This is a genomic window from Paraburkholderia sediminicola, from assembly GCF_046027355.1.
In the GTDB taxonomy this organism is placed as follows: Bacteria; Pseudomonadota; Gammaproteobacteria; order Burkholderiales; family Burkholderiaceae; genus Paraburkholderia; species Paraburkholderia sediminicola_B.
In genome coordinates this window covers 132,513-147,300 of the sequence record NZ_JAQQEK010000009.1, presented here as the reverse complement: position 1 = coordinate 147,300, position 14,788 = coordinate 132,513, and the positions used below count along the sequence as shown (strand labels likewise).

Annotated in this window: 16 protein-coding genes; 9 read left to right on the top strand and 7 right to left on the bottom strand. The window is 63.9% G+C overall.

The genetic code is table 11. The features are described from left to right. The first annotated feature begins 136 nt into the window (after positions 1 to 136). Genes PQR42_RS17580 through PQR42_RS17560 form a run of 5 tightly spaced genes read left to right on the top strand, consistent with a single transcriptional unit; the run spans position 137 to position 4,813 of the window. Complete coding sequence (locus PQR42_RS17580; protein WP_408204314.1) at positions 137 to 1,126, top strand: ABC transporter substrate-binding protein; 990 nt, start codon at positions 137 to 139, stop codon at positions 1,124 to 1,126. Next, entirely contained in the window at positions 1,123 to 1,947 is an 825-nt protein-coding gene (locus tag PQR42_RS17575) for an ABC transporter permease (RefSeq protein ID WP_408387239.1), read from the top strand. Before PQR42_RS17580 ends, PQR42_RS17575 begins: the two co-directional genes overlap by 4 nt. Before the next feature lie 47 nt (positions 1,948 to 1,994). Further along, positions 1,995 to 2,897, top strand: a complete 903-nt coding sequence (locus PQR42_RS17570) for an ABC transporter permease (RefSeq protein WP_408203612.1) — start codon at positions 1,995 to 1,997, stop codon at positions 2,895 to 2,897. Then, entirely contained in the window at positions 2,894 to 3,940 is a 1,047-nt protein-coding gene (locus PQR42_RS17565; RefSeq protein ID WP_408387240.1) for an ABC transporter ATP-binding protein, read from the top strand. The genes PQR42_RS17570 and PQR42_RS17565 overlap by 4 nt, the downstream gene beginning before the upstream one ends. Positions 3,941 to 3,985: 45 nt before the next feature. Then, positions 3,986 to 4,813: a phosphodiesterase gene (locus tag PQR42_RS17560; RefSeq protein ID WP_408387241.1), complete on the top strand. Its 828-nt coding sequence runs from the start codon at positions 3,986 to 3,988 to the stop codon at positions 4,811 to 4,813. 11 nt (positions 4,814 to 4,824) lie between these two features. Here the strand turns inward: PQR42_RS17560 and PQR42_RS17555 are convergent, their stop codons facing one another. Further along, positions 4,825 to 5,310 carry a DUF2569 domain-containing protein gene (locus PQR42_RS17555; RefSeq protein WP_408203606.1) on the bottom strand — a complete coding sequence of 162 codons (486 nt, stop codon included), beginning with the start codon at positions 5,308 to 5,310 and terminating at the stop codon, positions 4,825 to 4,827. A 212-nt stretch (positions 5,311 to 5,522) separates the two neighbouring features. Between PQR42_RS17555 and PQR42_RS17550 the strand changes: the two genes are divergently transcribed. Further along, the gene (locus PQR42_RS17550) at positions 5,523 to 6,722 is read left to right on the top strand and encodes an MFS transporter (protein WP_408203604.1); all 1,200 of its coding nucleotides are present in this window, start codon (positions 5,523 to 5,525) and stop codon (positions 6,720 to 6,722) included. A gap of 26 nt (positions 6,723 to 6,748) precedes the next feature. On the opposite strand, the gene PQR42_RS17545 is transcribed toward PQR42_RS17550, so the two are convergent. The 5 genes from PQR42_RS17545 to PQR42_RS17525 all read right to left on the bottom strand — a co-directional run bounded on the left by PQR42_RS17545 (position 6,749) and on the right by PQR42_RS17525 (position 9,210). Beyond that, on the bottom strand, positions 6,749 to 7,177 hold the full coding sequence (locus PQR42_RS17545) for a response regulator (RefSeq protein ID WP_408203602.1): 429 nt from the start codon (positions 7,175 to 7,177) through the stop codon (positions 6,749 to 6,751). 20 nt (positions 7,178 to 7,197) lie between these two features. Continuing rightward, on the bottom strand, positions 7,198 to 7,827 hold the full coding sequence (locus tag PQR42_RS17540) for a response regulator (RefSeq protein ID WP_408387242.1): 630 nt from the start codon (positions 7,825 to 7,827) through the stop codon (positions 7,198 to 7,200). 261 nt (positions 7,828 to 8,088) lie between these two features. Beyond that, entirely contained in the window at positions 8,089 to 8,661 is a 573-nt protein-coding gene (locus tag PQR42_RS17535; protein ID WP_408387243.1) for a ferritin-like domain-containing protein, read from the bottom strand. A 101-nt stretch (positions 8,662 to 8,762) separates the two neighbouring features. After that, complete coding sequence (locus tag PQR42_RS17530; protein ID WP_006052455.1) at positions 8,763 to 8,924, bottom strand: DUF1328 domain-containing protein; 162 nt, start codon at positions 8,922 to 8,924, stop codon at positions 8,763 to 8,765. A gap of 109 nt (positions 8,925 to 9,033) precedes the next feature. Further along, positions 9,034 to 9,210, bottom strand: coding sequence for a DUF1328 domain-containing protein (locus tag PQR42_RS17525; RefSeq protein WP_132373772.1), 177 nt, complete (start codon positions 9,208 to 9,210; stop codon positions 9,034 to 9,036). A gap of 243 nt (positions 9,211 to 9,453) precedes the next feature. On the opposite strand from PQR42_RS17525, the gene PQR42_RS17520 reads away from it, so the two are divergent. Both PQR42_RS17520 and PQR42_RS17515 read left to right on the top strand, forming a co-directional pair. Then, complete coding sequence (locus PQR42_RS17520) at positions 9,454 to 10,923, top strand: sensor histidine kinase (RefSeq protein WP_408203593.1); 1,470 nt, start codon at positions 9,454 to 9,456, stop codon at positions 10,921 to 10,923. A gap of 223 nt (positions 10,924 to 11,146) precedes the next feature. After that, positions 11,147 to 11,281 (top strand): entericidin A/B family lipoprotein, encoded by a 135-nt coding sequence (locus tag PQR42_RS17515; protein ID WP_408203591.1) that lies wholly within the window; start codon positions 11,147 to 11,149, stop codon positions 11,279 to 11,281. A gap of 272 nt (positions 11,282 to 11,553) precedes the next feature. Here PQR42_RS17515 and PQR42_RS17510 read toward each other — a convergent pair whose 3' ends face one another. Continuing rightward, positions 11,554 to 12,348, bottom strand: coding sequence for a DUF4397 domain-containing protein (locus tag PQR42_RS17510; RefSeq protein ID WP_408387244.1), 795 nt, complete (start codon positions 12,346 to 12,348; stop codon positions 11,554 to 11,556). A 363-nt stretch (positions 12,349 to 12,711) separates the two neighbouring features. On the opposite strand from PQR42_RS17510, the gene PQR42_RS17505 reads away from it, so the two are divergent. Next, on the top strand, positions 12,712 to 14,769 hold the full coding sequence (locus PQR42_RS17505; protein WP_408387245.1) for an oxidoreductase: 2,058 nt from the start codon (positions 12,712 to 12,714) through the stop codon (positions 14,767 to 14,769). Positions 14,770 to 14,788: the final 19 nt, after the last annotated feature.

Sequence of the window (14,788 nt, the reverse complement as noted above, 5' to 3'; positions counted from 1 at the left end):
CGAACCACCCGCTCGCTTCCCCTCCTGGAGACCCGCAGTGATCCGCTCTTCCAAACATTTCGCTTCGCCAATCAAACCGCTCCGACCGCTCTGGCGCCGCCTCGCGCGCTCCACGGCTGCCGCACTGTCGGCCGGCATGGTGGTCGCCGCCGCGCTCGCCGCAATCGCACCGCAAGCCGCCCGTGCCGACGAATCCGCTATCTGCTACAACTGCCCGCCCGAATGGGCCGACTGGGCGAGCCAGATCAAGGCGATCCAGCAAAAGACCGGCATTCGCGTGCCGTTCGACAACAAGAACTCCGGCCAGTCGATCGCGCAACTCATGGCCGAGCAGAAGAGCCCGGTTGCCGACGTCGTGTATCTCGGCGTCTCGTCGGCCTTCCAGGCGAAGGACAAAGGCGTGATCCAGCCGTACAAGCCCGCGCATTGGGACGATATTCCCGCCAACCTGAAAGACCCGCAAGGCTACTGGTTCTCGATTCACTCGGGCACGCTGGGCTTTTTCGTCAACAAGGACGCGCTCGAAGGCAAGCCCGTGCCGCGCTCGTGGGCCGACCTGCTCAAGCCTGAGTACAAAGGCATGATCGGCTACCTCGATCCGTCGAGCGCGTTCGTCGGCTACGCGGGCGCGGTCGCGGTGAATCAGGCGCTCGGCGGCACGCTCGATAACTTCGAGCCGGGCCTCGACTGGTTTCGCAAGCTGAAGGCCAATGCGCCGATCGTGCCGAAGCAGACCGCCTATGCGCGCGTGATGTCCGGCGAAATTCCGATCCTGCTCGACTACGATTTCGACGCCTATCGCGCGAAGTACAAGGATCACGCGAACGTCGAATTCGTGATTCCGAAGGAAGGCACGATTTCGGTGCCGTACGTGATGAGCCTCGTAAAGGGCGCGCCGCACGAAGCGAACGGCAAGAAGGTGCTCGACTTCGTTCTCTCCGACGAAGGCCAGAAACTGTGGGCCGAAGCCTATCTGCGTCCGGTACGCGCGAATGCGATGAGCCCGGAAACCGCCGCGAAATTCCTGCCGGCCAGCGACTATGCACGCGCCAAGCCGGTGGACTTCGGCAAGATGGCGGAGAAGCAGTCGAGCTTCGGCGAGCGTTATCTACAGGTGATGCATTGAACGACATCACGTTCCCGCTGCGCTGGCGCATCGCGTTGATCGCGCCGGCGCTGGCGGTGTTCATCGCCTTCTGGCTGCTGCCGATGGGCGCGCTCGCGCAGCTGAGCGGCGACGGCCACGCGTTCGCCACCTATCGCGCGATGCTGACGAATCCGCGCTACATGTCGAGCCTCGGCGCGACCGTGCTGTTGTCCGCGGCGGTCACGGCGGCGACGCTGGTGCTGTCGGTGATCGCGGGTCTGTTGCTGACGCGGCGAGAGTTTCCTTTGAAACGCACGCTGCTTGCCTTGCTCACGTTTCCGCTGGCATTTCCCGGCGTGGTGGTCGGCTTCATGGTCATCATGCTGGCCGGACGCCAGGGGCTGATCGGCGCGCTCTCGCTAAAACTCACGGGCGACCGCTGGGTGTTCGCGTATTCGATGAGCGGGCTCTTTCTCGGCTACCTGTACTTCTCGATTCCACGCGTGATCGTCACCGTGATGGCGTCGGCGACCAAGCTCGATGCGTCGCTCGAAGAAGCCGCGCGTTCGCTCGGCGCGTCGCCATGGCGCATCACGCGCGACATCGTGTTGCCGGCGCTGTCGCCTGGGCTGATCGCGGCGGGCGCGGTGTGCTTCGCGACCGCGATGGGCGCGTTCGGCACCGCCTTCACGCTCGCCACCGACATCGACGTGCTGCCGATGACCATCTACACCGAGTTCACCCTCAACGCGAACATGGTGACGGCCGCGGGGCTTTCGATCGTGCTCGGCATCGTGACATGGGCCGTGCTGGCGTTGGCGCGCAGCGTGAGCGGTTCGGCCGTGGCGGCAAGTGCATGAGCGCCGTTTCAAAACCCGCCGCTTCCAAAGCGGAGGACAGGACTTCAATGAGTTCCATCACAACCTCTCTACAACCGCCCGCAAAGCCGCGCTCGCGGCTCCGCTTGCCGGACGCCAGGACGTGGCTCGCAGCCGGCCAATGGCTCGTCACGCTGCTGCTGTGCGCGTTCCTGATCGTGCCGGTCGTCATGTCGATCATGGCGGGCCTGACGGTCAACTACTTCAAGGGCGTGTCGAGCGGACTCACGCTGCGCTGGCTCGGCGAAGTGTGGACGCAGTATCACAGTTCCGTGTTTCTCTCGCTCGAAGTGGCTGCGGCAACCTTGCTCATCACGCTGCTGACCGGCGTGCCGGCGGGTTATGTGCTCGCGCGCAGCAAGACCCGGCTCTCGCGCATCATCGAAGAGTTTCTGGTGCTGCCGATCGCGCTGCCCGGTCTCGCGTCCGCCCTCGCGCTGCTGGTGGTCTACGGCGGCTTCACGATGTTCCGCATGAGCGTGGCATTCATCGTCGTCGGGCATGTGGTGTTCACGCTGCCGTTCATGGTGCGCGCGGTCGCCGCGGTGTGCGCGAGCAGCGATCTGCGCACACTCGAGGAAGGCGCGGCGAGTCTCGGCGCAAGTTTCTTGCAGCGCTTCATGACGATCGTGCTGCCAAACGCGCGGCCCGGCATCGTGGCCGGTGCGCTGGCGGTGCTGACGCTCTCGATCGGCGAATTCAACCTCACGTGGATGCTGCACACGCCCGATACCAAGACGCTGCCGGTGGGTCTCGCCGACACCTACGCGTCGTTGCGCATCGAGATCGGCAGCGCCTACACGATTCTGTTTTTCATCATGACGATGCCTCTGCTCGTCGCCATGCAATGGCTCGGCGTCGATGCGACCGGCCAGCGCAGCGCGGCGAAAAAACGCGTCGCTGCATCTCCTTCGAAGTCCATCCAGCCATGAAACTCGCTTCCGTTCCCATTACGCTGACGCAATGCGCGAAAACGTTTCGCGGCACGCGCGTGCTCGAACCGCTCGACTTGCATATCGACGCCGGCGAAACGCTCGTGCTGCTCGGGCCGTCCGGCTGCGGCAAGACCACGACGCTGCGCATGATCGCGGGGCTCGAGACACCGGATGCCGGCGGCCGCATCGCGTTCGGCGACGACGACGTTACCGCCCTGCCGATCGAAAAGCGCCAGGTCGGCATGGTGTTTCAGAGCTACGCGCTGTTTCCGAACCTGACGGTGCGCGGCAACATTGGCTACGGTTTGAAAATCAAACGCGTTCCCGCTGAGACGGCGCGGCAACGCGTCGACGAATTGCTCGGCATGATGCGTCTCACCGCGCACGCCGACAAACCGATCGATCAGCTCTCCGGCGGCCAGCGTCAGCGTGTGGCGCTCGCTCGCGCGCTCGCGGTGCAGCCGCGCGTGCTGCTGCTCGACGAACCTTTGACCGCGCTCGACGCCCGATTGCGCGACGCCTTGCGCAGCGAGATGAATACGCTGCTGCGCGAGCTGGGCATCACGACCGTCTACGTCACGCACGATCAGGCCGAAGCGATGGAACTGGGCGACCGCATCGTCGTGATGAGCGCGGGGTGCATCGAGCAGATCGGCTCGCCGCGTGAGATCTACTACCGCCCCGCCAACCGAACGGTCGCGCAGTTCGTCGGCACGATCAACCGGCTCGCGGGCGAGCGGCGCGACGGCATGCTGACGACCACCGGCGGTGCCGTGCCGCTGCCCGCGGGCCCGGCGCACGCGAACTCGGCGCACGAGATTTTCTTCCGCCCGGAAGACGCTTATCTTGCCGATCCGGCTCATGCGCAATTGCGCGGCCACATCGAAAGCACCGCCTTTCTCGGCGAACGCACGCGTCTGACGATCGGCGGCGCCGCGCCGGATGCGTTGCTGATCGACGTGGCCGGTCGCGTGGAATTGGCGCGCGGCACGCCAGTCGGCATTTCCATCGCGCAGGACGCACTGATTGCGCTATCGTAATGAAGCCGCGCTGTTTTAATAGCGCGCTATAACAAGGACATCCCCATGCTGCTGGCTCAAATTAGCGACCTGCATATCAAACGGCCCGGCGCGCTCGCTTACCGCCGCGTCGATACCGGCGTCTATCTCGCACGCTGCGTCGCCGCCCTCAATGCGCTCGAACCGCGTCCCGACGCGGTGATCATGACCGGCGACCTCGTGGATCAAGGTGATCCCGAACAGTACGAGCACCTCAAAACACTGCTCGCGCCGCTCGAAATTCCCTACTTCATGCTGGTCGGCAATCACGATGAACGCGCTGCGTTGCGCGCCGCGTTTCCCGATCGCAAGGAATTGGCGAGCGGCGGCGAGTTCGTGCAATACGCGGTCGATGTCGGCGCGCTGCGGATCATCGCGCTCGATTCGATGGTGCCGGGCCAAAGCGCCGGCACTCTGTGCGACGCACGGCTCGCGTGGCTCGCCACGCAACTCGATGCGGCCCAAGGCAAACCGACGGTGGTCGCGTTGCATCATCCGCCGTTCGTGTGCGGCATTGGGCATATGGACGAACTGCGGCTCGATCCCGCCGCCGCCGACAAACTCGCGGCGTTGATCGCGCGTTATCCGAACGTGGAGCGGGTGATCTGCGGGCATGTGCACCGGCCGATGTTCGTGCGCTTCGGCGGCACGATCGCCTCAGCGGTGCCGGCGCCCGCGCATCAAGTCGCGCTCGATCTGCGCGACGATGCGCCGTCCGCGTTCATGATGGAACCGCCCGCGTATGCGCTGCATCGCTACGATCCGGCGACCGGCATCGTCACGCACCACGCGTATGTGGAAAAAGCCGATGGCCCGTATCCGTTCTACGAGCCCGAAGGCGATCTGATCGATTGACGCGCGCGGGGTTATGCGTCGATGAAAGTCTCATGCACGCGCCGGGACGACCTGAAATACGGAATCCCGAGCGCGGCCGCCACGACAGCCTGCATGAAGCCGTCAAATGGAATGGCGATGTCGATACCGACGGCGCGTGTCATGTAATCGCCGAGCAGATATGCGCCGGTGCGCATCACGACAATCGCCAGCAGCCACGCCTGGATATGCACGGTGAAACGCGCCGACTTGCGCCAGACAAGCAACGCCAGCCAGCCCGTGCCCGCGACGATGAACACGCTCGTGAGCACGTCGCAGCCCACCATCACGATCACGGTGCGATACCAGCCGTGCGTGTCGGGCCGCGCGAACACGGCCAGCACTTCCCATTCGAGCATGAGTTTGAGCGGATCGCGCATCGCGATCGCGGTATGGAGCGCCCACGCCGTGAGGCACAACAAGGCGATGAGCAGCCAGCCGCCGATGCGTCGAGGCTCGTGTTTCGTGATCGAGTTCATGGAGTCGTTCTTGTAGTCGTCGGTCGGATAAGGCGCGCCGATTCTACGAACGAAAGCCAAACGACCATCTCATTTTGTCGGCAAGGCATTGCCAGGCGATCGGTGGCCAGCCCTGCCACGCGCTCGCCGCCGTCAGCACGATCCGCCGTGCTCCGGTATGATCGGCACGCTTGAGGACCGCGCATGGGCCGGTCCGTCGACTGTCCCCTCTCATGTCCACTTCCAACGCGTCCACTCCCGCTTCCGCCGACCGGTCGTTGCGCGGTCTGCTGTTTCTGCTCGCCACCATTGCCGGTGTCTCGGTTGCGAACATCTATTACAACCAGCCGCTGCTCGACGACTTCCGGCAGTCGTTTCCGCGCAGTGCGTCGTGGGTCGGCGCGGTGCCGGCCGTCACGCAACTCGGCTACGCGGCCGGCATGCTGCTGCTTGCGCCGCTCGGCGACCGTTTCGACCGGCGTCGTCTGATCCTGTTGCAGATCGCCGCCATTTGCGTCGCACTGGTCGTGGCGGCCGCGGCGCCGACGCTGACCGTGCTGATCGTCGCGAGTCTGGCGATCGGCGTGCTCGCCACCATCGCGCAACAAGCGGTGCCGTTCGCGGCGGAACTCGCACCGCCGTCCGAACGCGGCCACGCGGTCGGCACAGTGATGAGCGGATTGCTGCTGGGGATTTTGCTGGCGCGAACGGCGTCGGGCTTGATCGCTGAATATTTCGGCTGGCGCGCGGTCTTCGGCGCGTCGGTGGTCGCGTTGCTGGTGCTGGCGGCGGTCATCATTCTGCGTCTGCCCAAGAGCCAGCCGACGTCGACGCTGCCATACGGCAAGCTGCTGGTCTCGATGTGGCATCTGATCGTCGAGCATCGCGACCTGCGCGAAGCGTCGCTCACCGGCGCGGCCATGTTCGCGGCGTTCAGCATTTTCTGGTCGGTGCTGGCCTTGCTGCTGGCCGGCGCGCCGTTTCATCTCGGGCCACAGGCGGCCGGGCTATTCGGTATCGTCGGCGCGGCAGGCGCGATGGCCGCGCCGCTCGCCGGCAAGTTTTCCGATCGACGCGGACCGCGTGCGATCATCACCTTGTCGATCGTGCTGGTGGCGATTTCGTTCGTCGTATTCGGCGTATCGGGGACGAGCATCGCCGGCCTCGTGGTCGGCGTGATCATTCTCGATATCGGCGTGCAGGCCGCGCAGATTTCCAATCAGTCGCGCATCTACGCACTCAAGCCGGATGCGCGCAGCCGCGTGAATACGGTGTACATGGTGGCGTATTTCATTGGCGGAGCACTCGGCTCCGGTGTCGGCGCAGTGGTCTGGCCGGCGTTTGGGTGGATTGGTGTGAGTGTGGCCGGGATCGTATTCGCGGGGCTGGCGGCGTGGAATCATCTGGCGCTCCCGACACGCGCTAAAGGCTAGCGCGTTATCCGCGCTGCGCGGAGCGCCTATTTGCTGCTTCGCGCATACGCATATTCGTGCAGCGCGTCGATCACCCGGTCGAATTCAAACGACTTGTCGTAGAAGTGACGCACGCCATATTGCTCGCAGCGCTCCCGATACGCGGGCAAGGCATGATTGGTCAGCACCGCGGCGAACACCCTGTCGATCAATCCTTCACGCTGCAAGTAAGCGAGGACCGGAACGCCCGAGCCCTGCTTCAATTGCAGGTCGACGATCACCGCATCGAAGGACTCGTCGCTTAAGAGCGCAATAGCCTGATCCGCGGAATCCGCGTATGCGGCGACCTTCAGCAGACCGGAGGCGTCGATCGTTTCCACGAGGCTTCTGCGGATCAGCGGCGAATCCTCGATCAGCAACACACGCAACGGCGTGTGTTGGGCTGACTCGGCAACAGGGTTCGATTCGCTGTTCATCGGAATATCTCGATCGTCCACTATTCGATCAAGCCGTTCTTGATCGCGTAATAAGTCAGATCGGCATTGTTCGCCAACCGCATCTTCTCCAGCACGCGAGCCCGGTAAGTGCTCACCGTCTTCACGGACAAATGCAATTCCTCCGCGATCTCGGTGGGAATCTGCCCCGCCGCGAGCTTGCAGAAAATCTGGAACTCGCGCTCGGAGAGCGCTTCGTGCGGACGCCCCGCCGGCTTGTCGAGATTGTCGGCGAGCGTGTCCGCGACCGCCTCGGAGAGGTAACGATGCCCGCGCGCCACCGCGCGAATCGCCCGCACGATCTCCTCGGGCTCGCAGTCCTTGTTCAGATAACCGTTCGCGCCCGCGCGCAGCAGATTGATCGCGTACTGACTCTCCGGATAGCCCGACAGAATCAGCACGCCCTGTTCAGGACGCACCTGCTTGATCACGCGCAAGGTGTCGATGCCGTTCTTGTCCGGCATCGCGATGTCGAGCAGCACCACGTCGAAAGCCTGCTCGCGCACGAGGCGGATGGTTTCGTCGCCGGTGGCCGCTTCGGCAGCGACGCACATATCCGGCTCGTCAGCGACGAACTGTTTGAAGCCACCTCGGACGATCGCATGATCGTCAGCTATCAACACTCGAATCATCGGTTTGGGTGTCCGTGCAATGGAATCGCTCCAAAGCAGACATTGTAATGATCTCCGGCATGATTTCTGCCGGATTCGGAAAACCGGGCGGCGCATGCCGGCGCGGGAACCGTTCCAGACCCACCCGCGCCCGCTGCGTCGTCCGCCACGCTGCCTTGAACCGGCTGCAGCAGCGGTGAGGCACCGCTGCCGTTTGCCGTCGTGCTACGTTCCTTCCATGCGTCCTTCGCTTCTACGTTCTACGTTTTTTTGCGCCGCCGCTTACTCACGGCCTGCGAGCAAATCCGCCATATCGTCGGCATGCTCTTCTTCGACGGCAAGAATCTCTTCGAACATACGGCGCGTCGTCACGTCCTTATCACCGAGGTAGCGAATGATCTCGCGGTACGTGTCGATCGCAATCCGCTCGGCGATCAGGTTCTCCTTGATCATGTCCGTGAGGTTCTCGCCTTCCTTGTATTCCGAATGCGAGCGCGTCTTCAAACCGTCCGGCGCGAAATCCGGCTCGCCGCCGAGTTGCACGATCCGCTCGGCGATGCTGTCGGCGTGTTGCTGCTCCTCCGCGGCATGTTGAGCGAACTCCGCCGCCACGGCCTCGGAGTTGATGCCCTTCGCCATGAAGTGATGCCGCTTGTAGCGCAGCACGCAGACGATTTCGGTGGCCAGAGCGTCGTTGCACAGCTTCAGCACCGTCTCGCGATCCGCGCCATAGGTCTGCGTGACCGGACCGTCGGACATGTGCTTGCGTGCGTCTTCGCGGATCTTTTTAAGGTCCATCACGAACGGATCGCGAGATTGAGATGCCGCGCTCTGGGCGCCAGGTGATTTCGACATTGAATTTCTCCTTTATCCGGTATTGGGGGGAACTGCGCATCTCGCACGAATCGCGCCTGATGCGCCGGCACAAGGAATGATTGCTGCGAATGACCACCCGTCTACGTTCGGAATACGCCGAGCAGCAGCGTGACCACGAATACGACGAGGAAAATGTAGAACAGGATCTTTGCAATTTCGGCCGCACCCGCCGCAATGCCGGTAAAGCCGAACACGGCGGCGATGATCGCAATCACGAAAAAGACGATGGCATAGTGAAGCATGGCGACTCTCCTTCTTGTTGTATCCGCGTGGCACTGGCGCACGACATTGACTGGCGAACCGTTCTTCCACCTTCGAAGACGCGGCTCGCGACTTCCTCATTGAGCAGCGCTAATCGACGATCTTTTTCGTCACCACGAAGCCCAGCACGAGGAACACCACGCACAGAATCACAAACACGATGAACAGGAACTTCGCGATCGCCGCCGCGCCCGCCGCGACACCGGTAAAGCCGAGAAGACCGGCGATCACCGCGATGACGGCGAAGAACAACGCCCATTTCAGCATGATGGCTTCCTCCCGAAACATGATTGAACGATCAGGTCCATCCTATCGATCAGCGACGCGAGGCGCATTCCGACGCACGCCGGTTTTCGTGTGAGAATCCGCTTACATTGGATTACGGCAGCGTTACGGTGAGCGTGTTCGCCACACCCCGCCTGCGTGCCGCACCGCGACGGCCGCGCGACAAGCGGCACCGTCGCCGAACGCGGCGGACGTTACACTGATGCCCCATCAGAGGAGCCGAATGTGCCAAATGTGCAGAACGAGCCGGACGCGGGCAATCCTGGGGCCGCCGCCCGGCTGAGCGACTGGATGCGCAATCGCAGTTGGGCGATCGCCATGACGGTGGCGATCGTCATTACCGTGGGCGGCCTCGTGATTCTCGAGACCGCCCGTCAGCGCATTGCCGCCGAATACGAGACCGCGCTCGAGGCGCGCGACGTCACCGTGCAACTGAGCACGCTCGCGAGCCAGTTATCGCGCCTGAGCGCCCACCAAAGCGATTTTCTTCTGACGAAGCGGGACGCCACCGCGCACGAGTTCTGCGCGACCGCGGTGAGCATCCGCCAGAGCGAACAGCAGTTGAACGGCTTCTACCGCAGCGGCAAAGCGGACAGCGCCGAGCTGGCCAGTTTCACGCAGATTCTCGCGCTGATCGAGGCGCGGATCGGCGCGGGCGCGTCCGCGCTGCAGCGTGCGGCGCCGCATCCGCTCGATCTGTCCGCCTGCGGCAGCGCGAGCGAGGCGAATCCGGCCGACGCGTCGCTGGTGGATAGCACGCTTTCGCTGCTGCGCGACAACGAGGAGCGCCGGGCGCAACACGCGCTGGCCGCGAGCCGTGGCGATCAGCGCATCTCCACGCTGTGCGCGGCGGGTCTGTCGGCGCTGAACATCGTGCTGTTCATTCTGCTGTTTCGCAATCTCGGCATTCAGATCGATCGTCAGGCGCGGGTGCAGCGTCAATTGATCACACAACAGGAAGGCCTCGACCAGCTCGTCAACGAACGCACCCGGCAGCTCGAGGCGCTCGGCTGGCACTTGCAGGCGGTCAGCGAAAACGAGAAGACCCAGCTCGCGCGCGAGCTGCACGACGAACTCGGCGCGATTCTGACCGCCAGCAAAATGGATGTGGCGTGGGCCAACCGCAAGCTGAAGGACAGCGAGCCGGACATCTCCGAGAAACTCAAACGGGCGCTCGCCAATCTCGACCAGGGCATCGCGCTCAAGCGGCGCATCATCGAAGACATGCGGCCCACGGTGCTGGCGAACTTCGGGCTCGTCACCGCATTGCGCACGCTCGCCGACGAAGCCGCGCAGCGCAACAACTGGACGCTCGAACTGCACCTGCCCGCCGACGACATCAAGCTCGACGAGCAGACGGAAATCGCGCTGTTCCGCGTCGCGCAGGAGTCGCTCACCAATGCCGCCAAGTACGCGCGAGCTTCGAAGGTATCGATCGCCTTGCAGGTCGGCGACGGCCAGGTGGCGCTGCATATCGCTGACAACGGCGTCGGCATCATGCCGGCCGATCTGAAGCGCACGCACACCCACGGGCTGCTCGGCATGCGCCAGCGCGTCGCCGCGCACGGCGGGCGCTTCGACATCCGGCGCGGCGTGCCGAACGGCACCGACATCCATGTGGAGATGCCGAGCGTCAGCACCGCGACGCCGTCGGTCGATCTGCCGCCGGCGACGCCTTCGCGAACGTCCGTCTAGCAAGGCCTCGCAGAAGCTTGTAGGAGTGCGCCGACGCAAACACCGGAGCGCGCCTACAATAAAATCGCAACCCAGCCGACAGCGCCGCCCCCGCCCTTTTTTTACCATGCAATCAGACCGGATCGACTGGCGTAAGCCCCGGTCGGACGACAGCTAGCTCAGCTGGCGCGTGCCGTACAACATGGGCACGTCAACCAATGCATTCTCGACAAGGAGAACTTTCATGAATCGACTGATCGCTTTGCTTCTCATTGCAGGGACAGCTGCGCTCGCCGGTTGCAACACGATGGCGGGGGCTGGGCAGGATATTTCGAAGGGTGGCGGCGCCATCACGAACTCGGCTGAAAAGGCCAAGTAAGCAGCTTAAAACAAGGCAGACGCCCGGCGCTTTGCAGCGCCTGGATTGCAGGATAGTGAGAGCCCGTCGCGGGAAACCGTGGCGGGTTTTTTTGTGCGCTCGCTTTCGGGCTTCCTCGCGGGCGGGCGCTGAATCCGTGGGTCTTTGTCCGAGCCGCAGTTGTTTGCCGACCCCGCAAACAAAACGGCGACCCACTCGCGTGGATCGCCGCCCCGTCCTCCCCAGGACTTGCCGCCTATCGCATGCGCTTAGCGAGCCGCCTTTGTTGGCGCTTATTGCCCGTTCAGCGTATTCGTCAACTCGACGCTCGGCGTTTGCGTGTTGCCGTTCTGCGCGACCAGCAGATGGATCTGGCCCGGCACGAGCTGGCTCAGCGCACCGGCGATCGGCACCGACGTCACCAGCCAGTCGGCATTGTTCGACAGCGTGAAGGCCGTCGACTGGAAGATCGGCGTCTTGCTGCCGGCCGCGGTCGCGATCAGCACGTAGGTGCCGCCGGACACATAGATCGAATCCTGGCCGCTCGCCGGCACCGCGTTCTTGAAGGCCACACCGGCCATCGTCGGCGAGACGTTGGTGATGTCGGTGGAAGTGGACTGGACCAGATACAGGTCGAGGTTGGTCGCGTTCGCCGACGCGTTGAAGCCGCGCAGACGCGCGCTATTCGAGAGCAGGCCCTTGTCGAACGGATCGTCGATCAGGCCGATGTCCGGCGCGGCCAGACCCGGCAAAGCGAGCACAGTGTATTCGTGGCCCTTCGCGACATCCGGAAAGCTGCCGCTCGCGAGCGCCGTCTTCGTGCCGGTTGCCGAGTAAGCGACCGTGGTCGCGCCCGTGTTGATATTGGTGAGGTTCGTCACACCCTTATAGCTGATGTTCGTCTGTCCCGAGGGCGCGGTGCCGTTCACGAGAAAGTCGACTGCCGGGCCGCTGGGAATCGCATGGATGAAATGGATCTCCGGATTGGTCAGCCCGAGCTCCTTACCCACGTCATCGGAACCACCACCGCAAGCGCTCAGAACGGATGCAACGGCAGTCATCGCCACCATGGTTCGGATCAGTTTCATTATGTTCGCCTATATCGATTTGTCGGGCTCGCGGCCCATTGATTTTGTGGACGTCCCGCTTCGCACAACACGCTGTCTGGCGCCTTGTTCGTTGGTCATACGAACGGTTCAAGCCAGCTCTGCGAAACGGAGCACCCCCTCCCATCCCTGCTGCACATCGCGCCTCCTGTCCCAACGGCGCGGTCCGTGTCGATGGACGCTCGGTTCGAGCAATGCGTGTGCCGCAGGCTTCGATATGGCTTGTGGCGGCTGAAGAATGTCTTACGGAGCAATGCGTTGCGAGGATTAGAATTTTTCCTCGGAGGGATGGCACGGCGGCCGGTGTATTGTTCGTGCGCGTCCAATACTTACACGGCCCTCCGCATGTCTTACCAACACTTACTCGCCGAACTCGACCTCGGCTTCACTCGCTTGCGCAACCGCGTGGTGATGGGTTCGATGCACACCGGCATGGAGGACCGCTTCTGGAACTACCCGAAGCTGGCCGCGTATTTCCGCGAGCGCGCGAAGGGTGGCGTCGGCCTGATCGTCACGGGCGGGATCTCGCCAAATCGCGAGGGTTGGCTGTTGCCATTCGGCGGCACGCTGAATTCCGTGTTCGATTTGCGCAATCATCGGAAGTTGACCGAGGCCGTGCATGCCGAAGGCGGCAAGATCGCGCTGCAGATCCTCCATGCGGGCCGCTATGGCTATCAACCGTTCGTCGTCTCCGCGTCGGCGATCAAATCGCCGATCTCGAAGTTCAAGCCGCGCGCGCTGAGCATCGCCGGCATTGCGAAGACCGTGCGCGACTACGCGCGCTGCGCGCGCCTCGCTCAGCGCGCGGGCTATGACGGCATCGAGATCATGGGCAGCGAAGGCTATCTGCTCAACCAGTTCCTCTGCCCACGCACCAATCGACGCACCGACGCGTACGGCGGCAGCATCGAAAACCGGCTGCGGCTCGCGCGCGAGATCGTCGAGCGGGTGCGCGCGGTGTGCGGCGAACGCTTTATCGTCGTGTACCGGATCTCGTTGATCGATCTGGTGGAAGGCGGCAATACGTGGGACGAAACCGTGCAGGTCGCCCGGGCGCTTGAAGCCGCCGGCGTGACAATGTTCAACACCGGCATCGGCTGGCACGAAGCGCGAGTACCGACCATCGTGACCTCGGTGCCGCGCGCCGCTTTCTCCGCGCTGAGCGCGCGATTGAAGGCCGCCGTCAACGTGCCGGTGATCGTGTCGAACCGCATCAATACGCCCGACGTCGCCGAGGCACTGCTCGCACAAGGCGCCGGCGATCTGGTGTCGATGGCGCGGCCGCTGCTGGCTGATCCCGAGTTCGTCGTGAAGACCGCCGAGGGACGCACGCAGGAGATCAACACCTGTATCGCCTGCAATCAGGCCTGTCTCGATCACACGTTCAAGAACCAGCGCGCCACGTGCCTCGTCAATCCACGCGCGGGACGCGAAACCGAACTGGTCTACCGCCCGGTCGCCGGAGCGCAGGCCGCGCGTTCAGTCGCGGTCGTCGGCGCGGGTCCGGCGGGATTGTCGGCGGCGACCGTGGCGGCCGCGCGTGGGCATCGCGTGACACTGTTCGATGCGAGTGCAACGATCGGCGGTCAGTTCAAGCTGGCGATGTGCGTGCCGGGCAAGGAAGAGTTCAGCGAGACGATCCGCTATTTTCAGAGCCAGTTGCAGCGCCACCGCGTCGACGTGCGCCTCGACACGCGCGTCGATCCCGCGCTGCTCGCCGCCGGCGCTTACGACGACGTGATCATCGCCACCGGCATCGTGCCACGGCGGCCAGCGATTGCCGGCATCGACGGGCCGAACGTGCTGTCCTATGTCGACGTGCTGCGCGGCGCGCCGGTCGGGCAGCGCGTCGCCGTGATCGGCGCGGGCGGCATCGGCTTCGACGTCAGCGAGTTTCTGCTGCATCGCGCGGGCGAGCCGCTGCCGATGCCCCGCGATGCGTGGCTCGACGAATGGGGTGTCGATCTTGCCGTGCGGGAACGCGGCGGCCTGAAACCGCCCGCGCCGGCGCAGCCGCCACGGCAGATCTGGTTGTTGCAGCGCAAGGCCGGCAAACTCGGTATGGGACTCGGCAAGACTTCCGGCTGGGTGCATCGCGCGACGTTGGCGAGAAACGGTGTGAAGATGCTCGACGGTGTGTCGTATCGGGAGATCAGCGCAGGCGGCTTGAAGATCGAGCGCGGCGGCGTCGACGAGTGGCTGGAAGTGGACACGATCGTCGTGTGCGCGGGGCAGGAATCGCTGCGCGATCTGCATCCGCAGACGGCGGCAGACGCGAAGACGAGCAAGTCGGATCAGAGTAACGGTCCGCGTTATCACGTGATCGGCGGTGCGAAGGTCGCGACCGAACTGGACGCAAAGCGCGCGATTCGCGAAGGCGCTGAAGTGGCGGCGGCGCTGTAACCGGCCGTCGCCCGCTTCA

Coding starts and splice junctions, on each gene's coding strand:
- PQR42_RS17580 (WP_408204314.1), top strand. CDS start 137: ATGGTGGTCGCCGCCGCGCTCGCCGCAATCGCACCGCAAGCCGCCCGT.
- PQR42_RS17570 (WP_408203612.1), top strand. CDS start 1,995: ATGAGTTCCATCACAACCTCTCTACAACCGCCCGCAAAGCCGCGCTCG.
- PQR42_RS17565 (WP_408387240.1), top strand. CDS start 2,894: ATGAAACTCGCTTCCGTTCCCATTACGCTGACGCAATGCGCGAAAACG.
- PQR42_RS17560 (WP_408387241.1), top strand. CDS start 3,986: ATGCTGCTGGCTCAAATTAGCGACCTGCATATCAAACGGCCCGGCGCG.
- PQR42_RS17555 (WP_408203606.1), bottom strand. CDS start 5,310: ATGAACTCGATCACGAAACACGAGCCTCGACGCATCGGCGGCTGGCTG.
- PQR42_RS17550 (WP_408203604.1), top strand. CDS start 5,523: ATGTCCACTTCCAACGCGTCCACTCCCGCTTCCGCCGACCGGTCGTTG.
- PQR42_RS17545 (WP_408203602.1), bottom strand. CDS start 7,177: ATGAACAGCGAATCGAACCCTGTTGCCGAGTCAGCCCAACACACGCCG.
- PQR42_RS17540 (WP_408387242.1), bottom strand. CDS start 7,827: ATGATTCGAGTGTTGATAGCTGACGATCATGCGATCGTCCGAGGTGGC.
- PQR42_RS17535 (WP_408387243.1), bottom strand. CDS start 8,661: ATGTCGAAATCACCTGGCGCCCAGAGCGCGGCATCTCAATCTCGCGAT.
- PQR42_RS17530 (WP_006052455.1), bottom strand. CDS start 8,924: ATGCTTCACTATGCCATCGTCTTTTTCGTGATTGCGATCATCGCCGCC.
- PQR42_RS17525 (WP_132373772.1), bottom strand. CDS start 9,210: ATGCTGAAATGGGCGTTGTTCTTCGCCGTCATCGCGGTGATCGCCGGT.
- PQR42_RS17515 (WP_408203591.1), top strand. CDS start 11,147: ATGAATCGACTGATCGCTTTGCTTCTCATTGCAGGGACAGCTGCGCTC.
- PQR42_RS17510 (WP_408387244.1), bottom strand. CDS start 12,348: ATGAAACTGATCCGAACCATGGTGGCGATGACTGCCGTTGCATCCGTT.
- PQR42_RS17505 (WP_408387245.1), top strand. CDS start 12,712: ATGTCTTACCAACACTTACTCGCCGAACTCGACCTCGGCTTCACTCGC.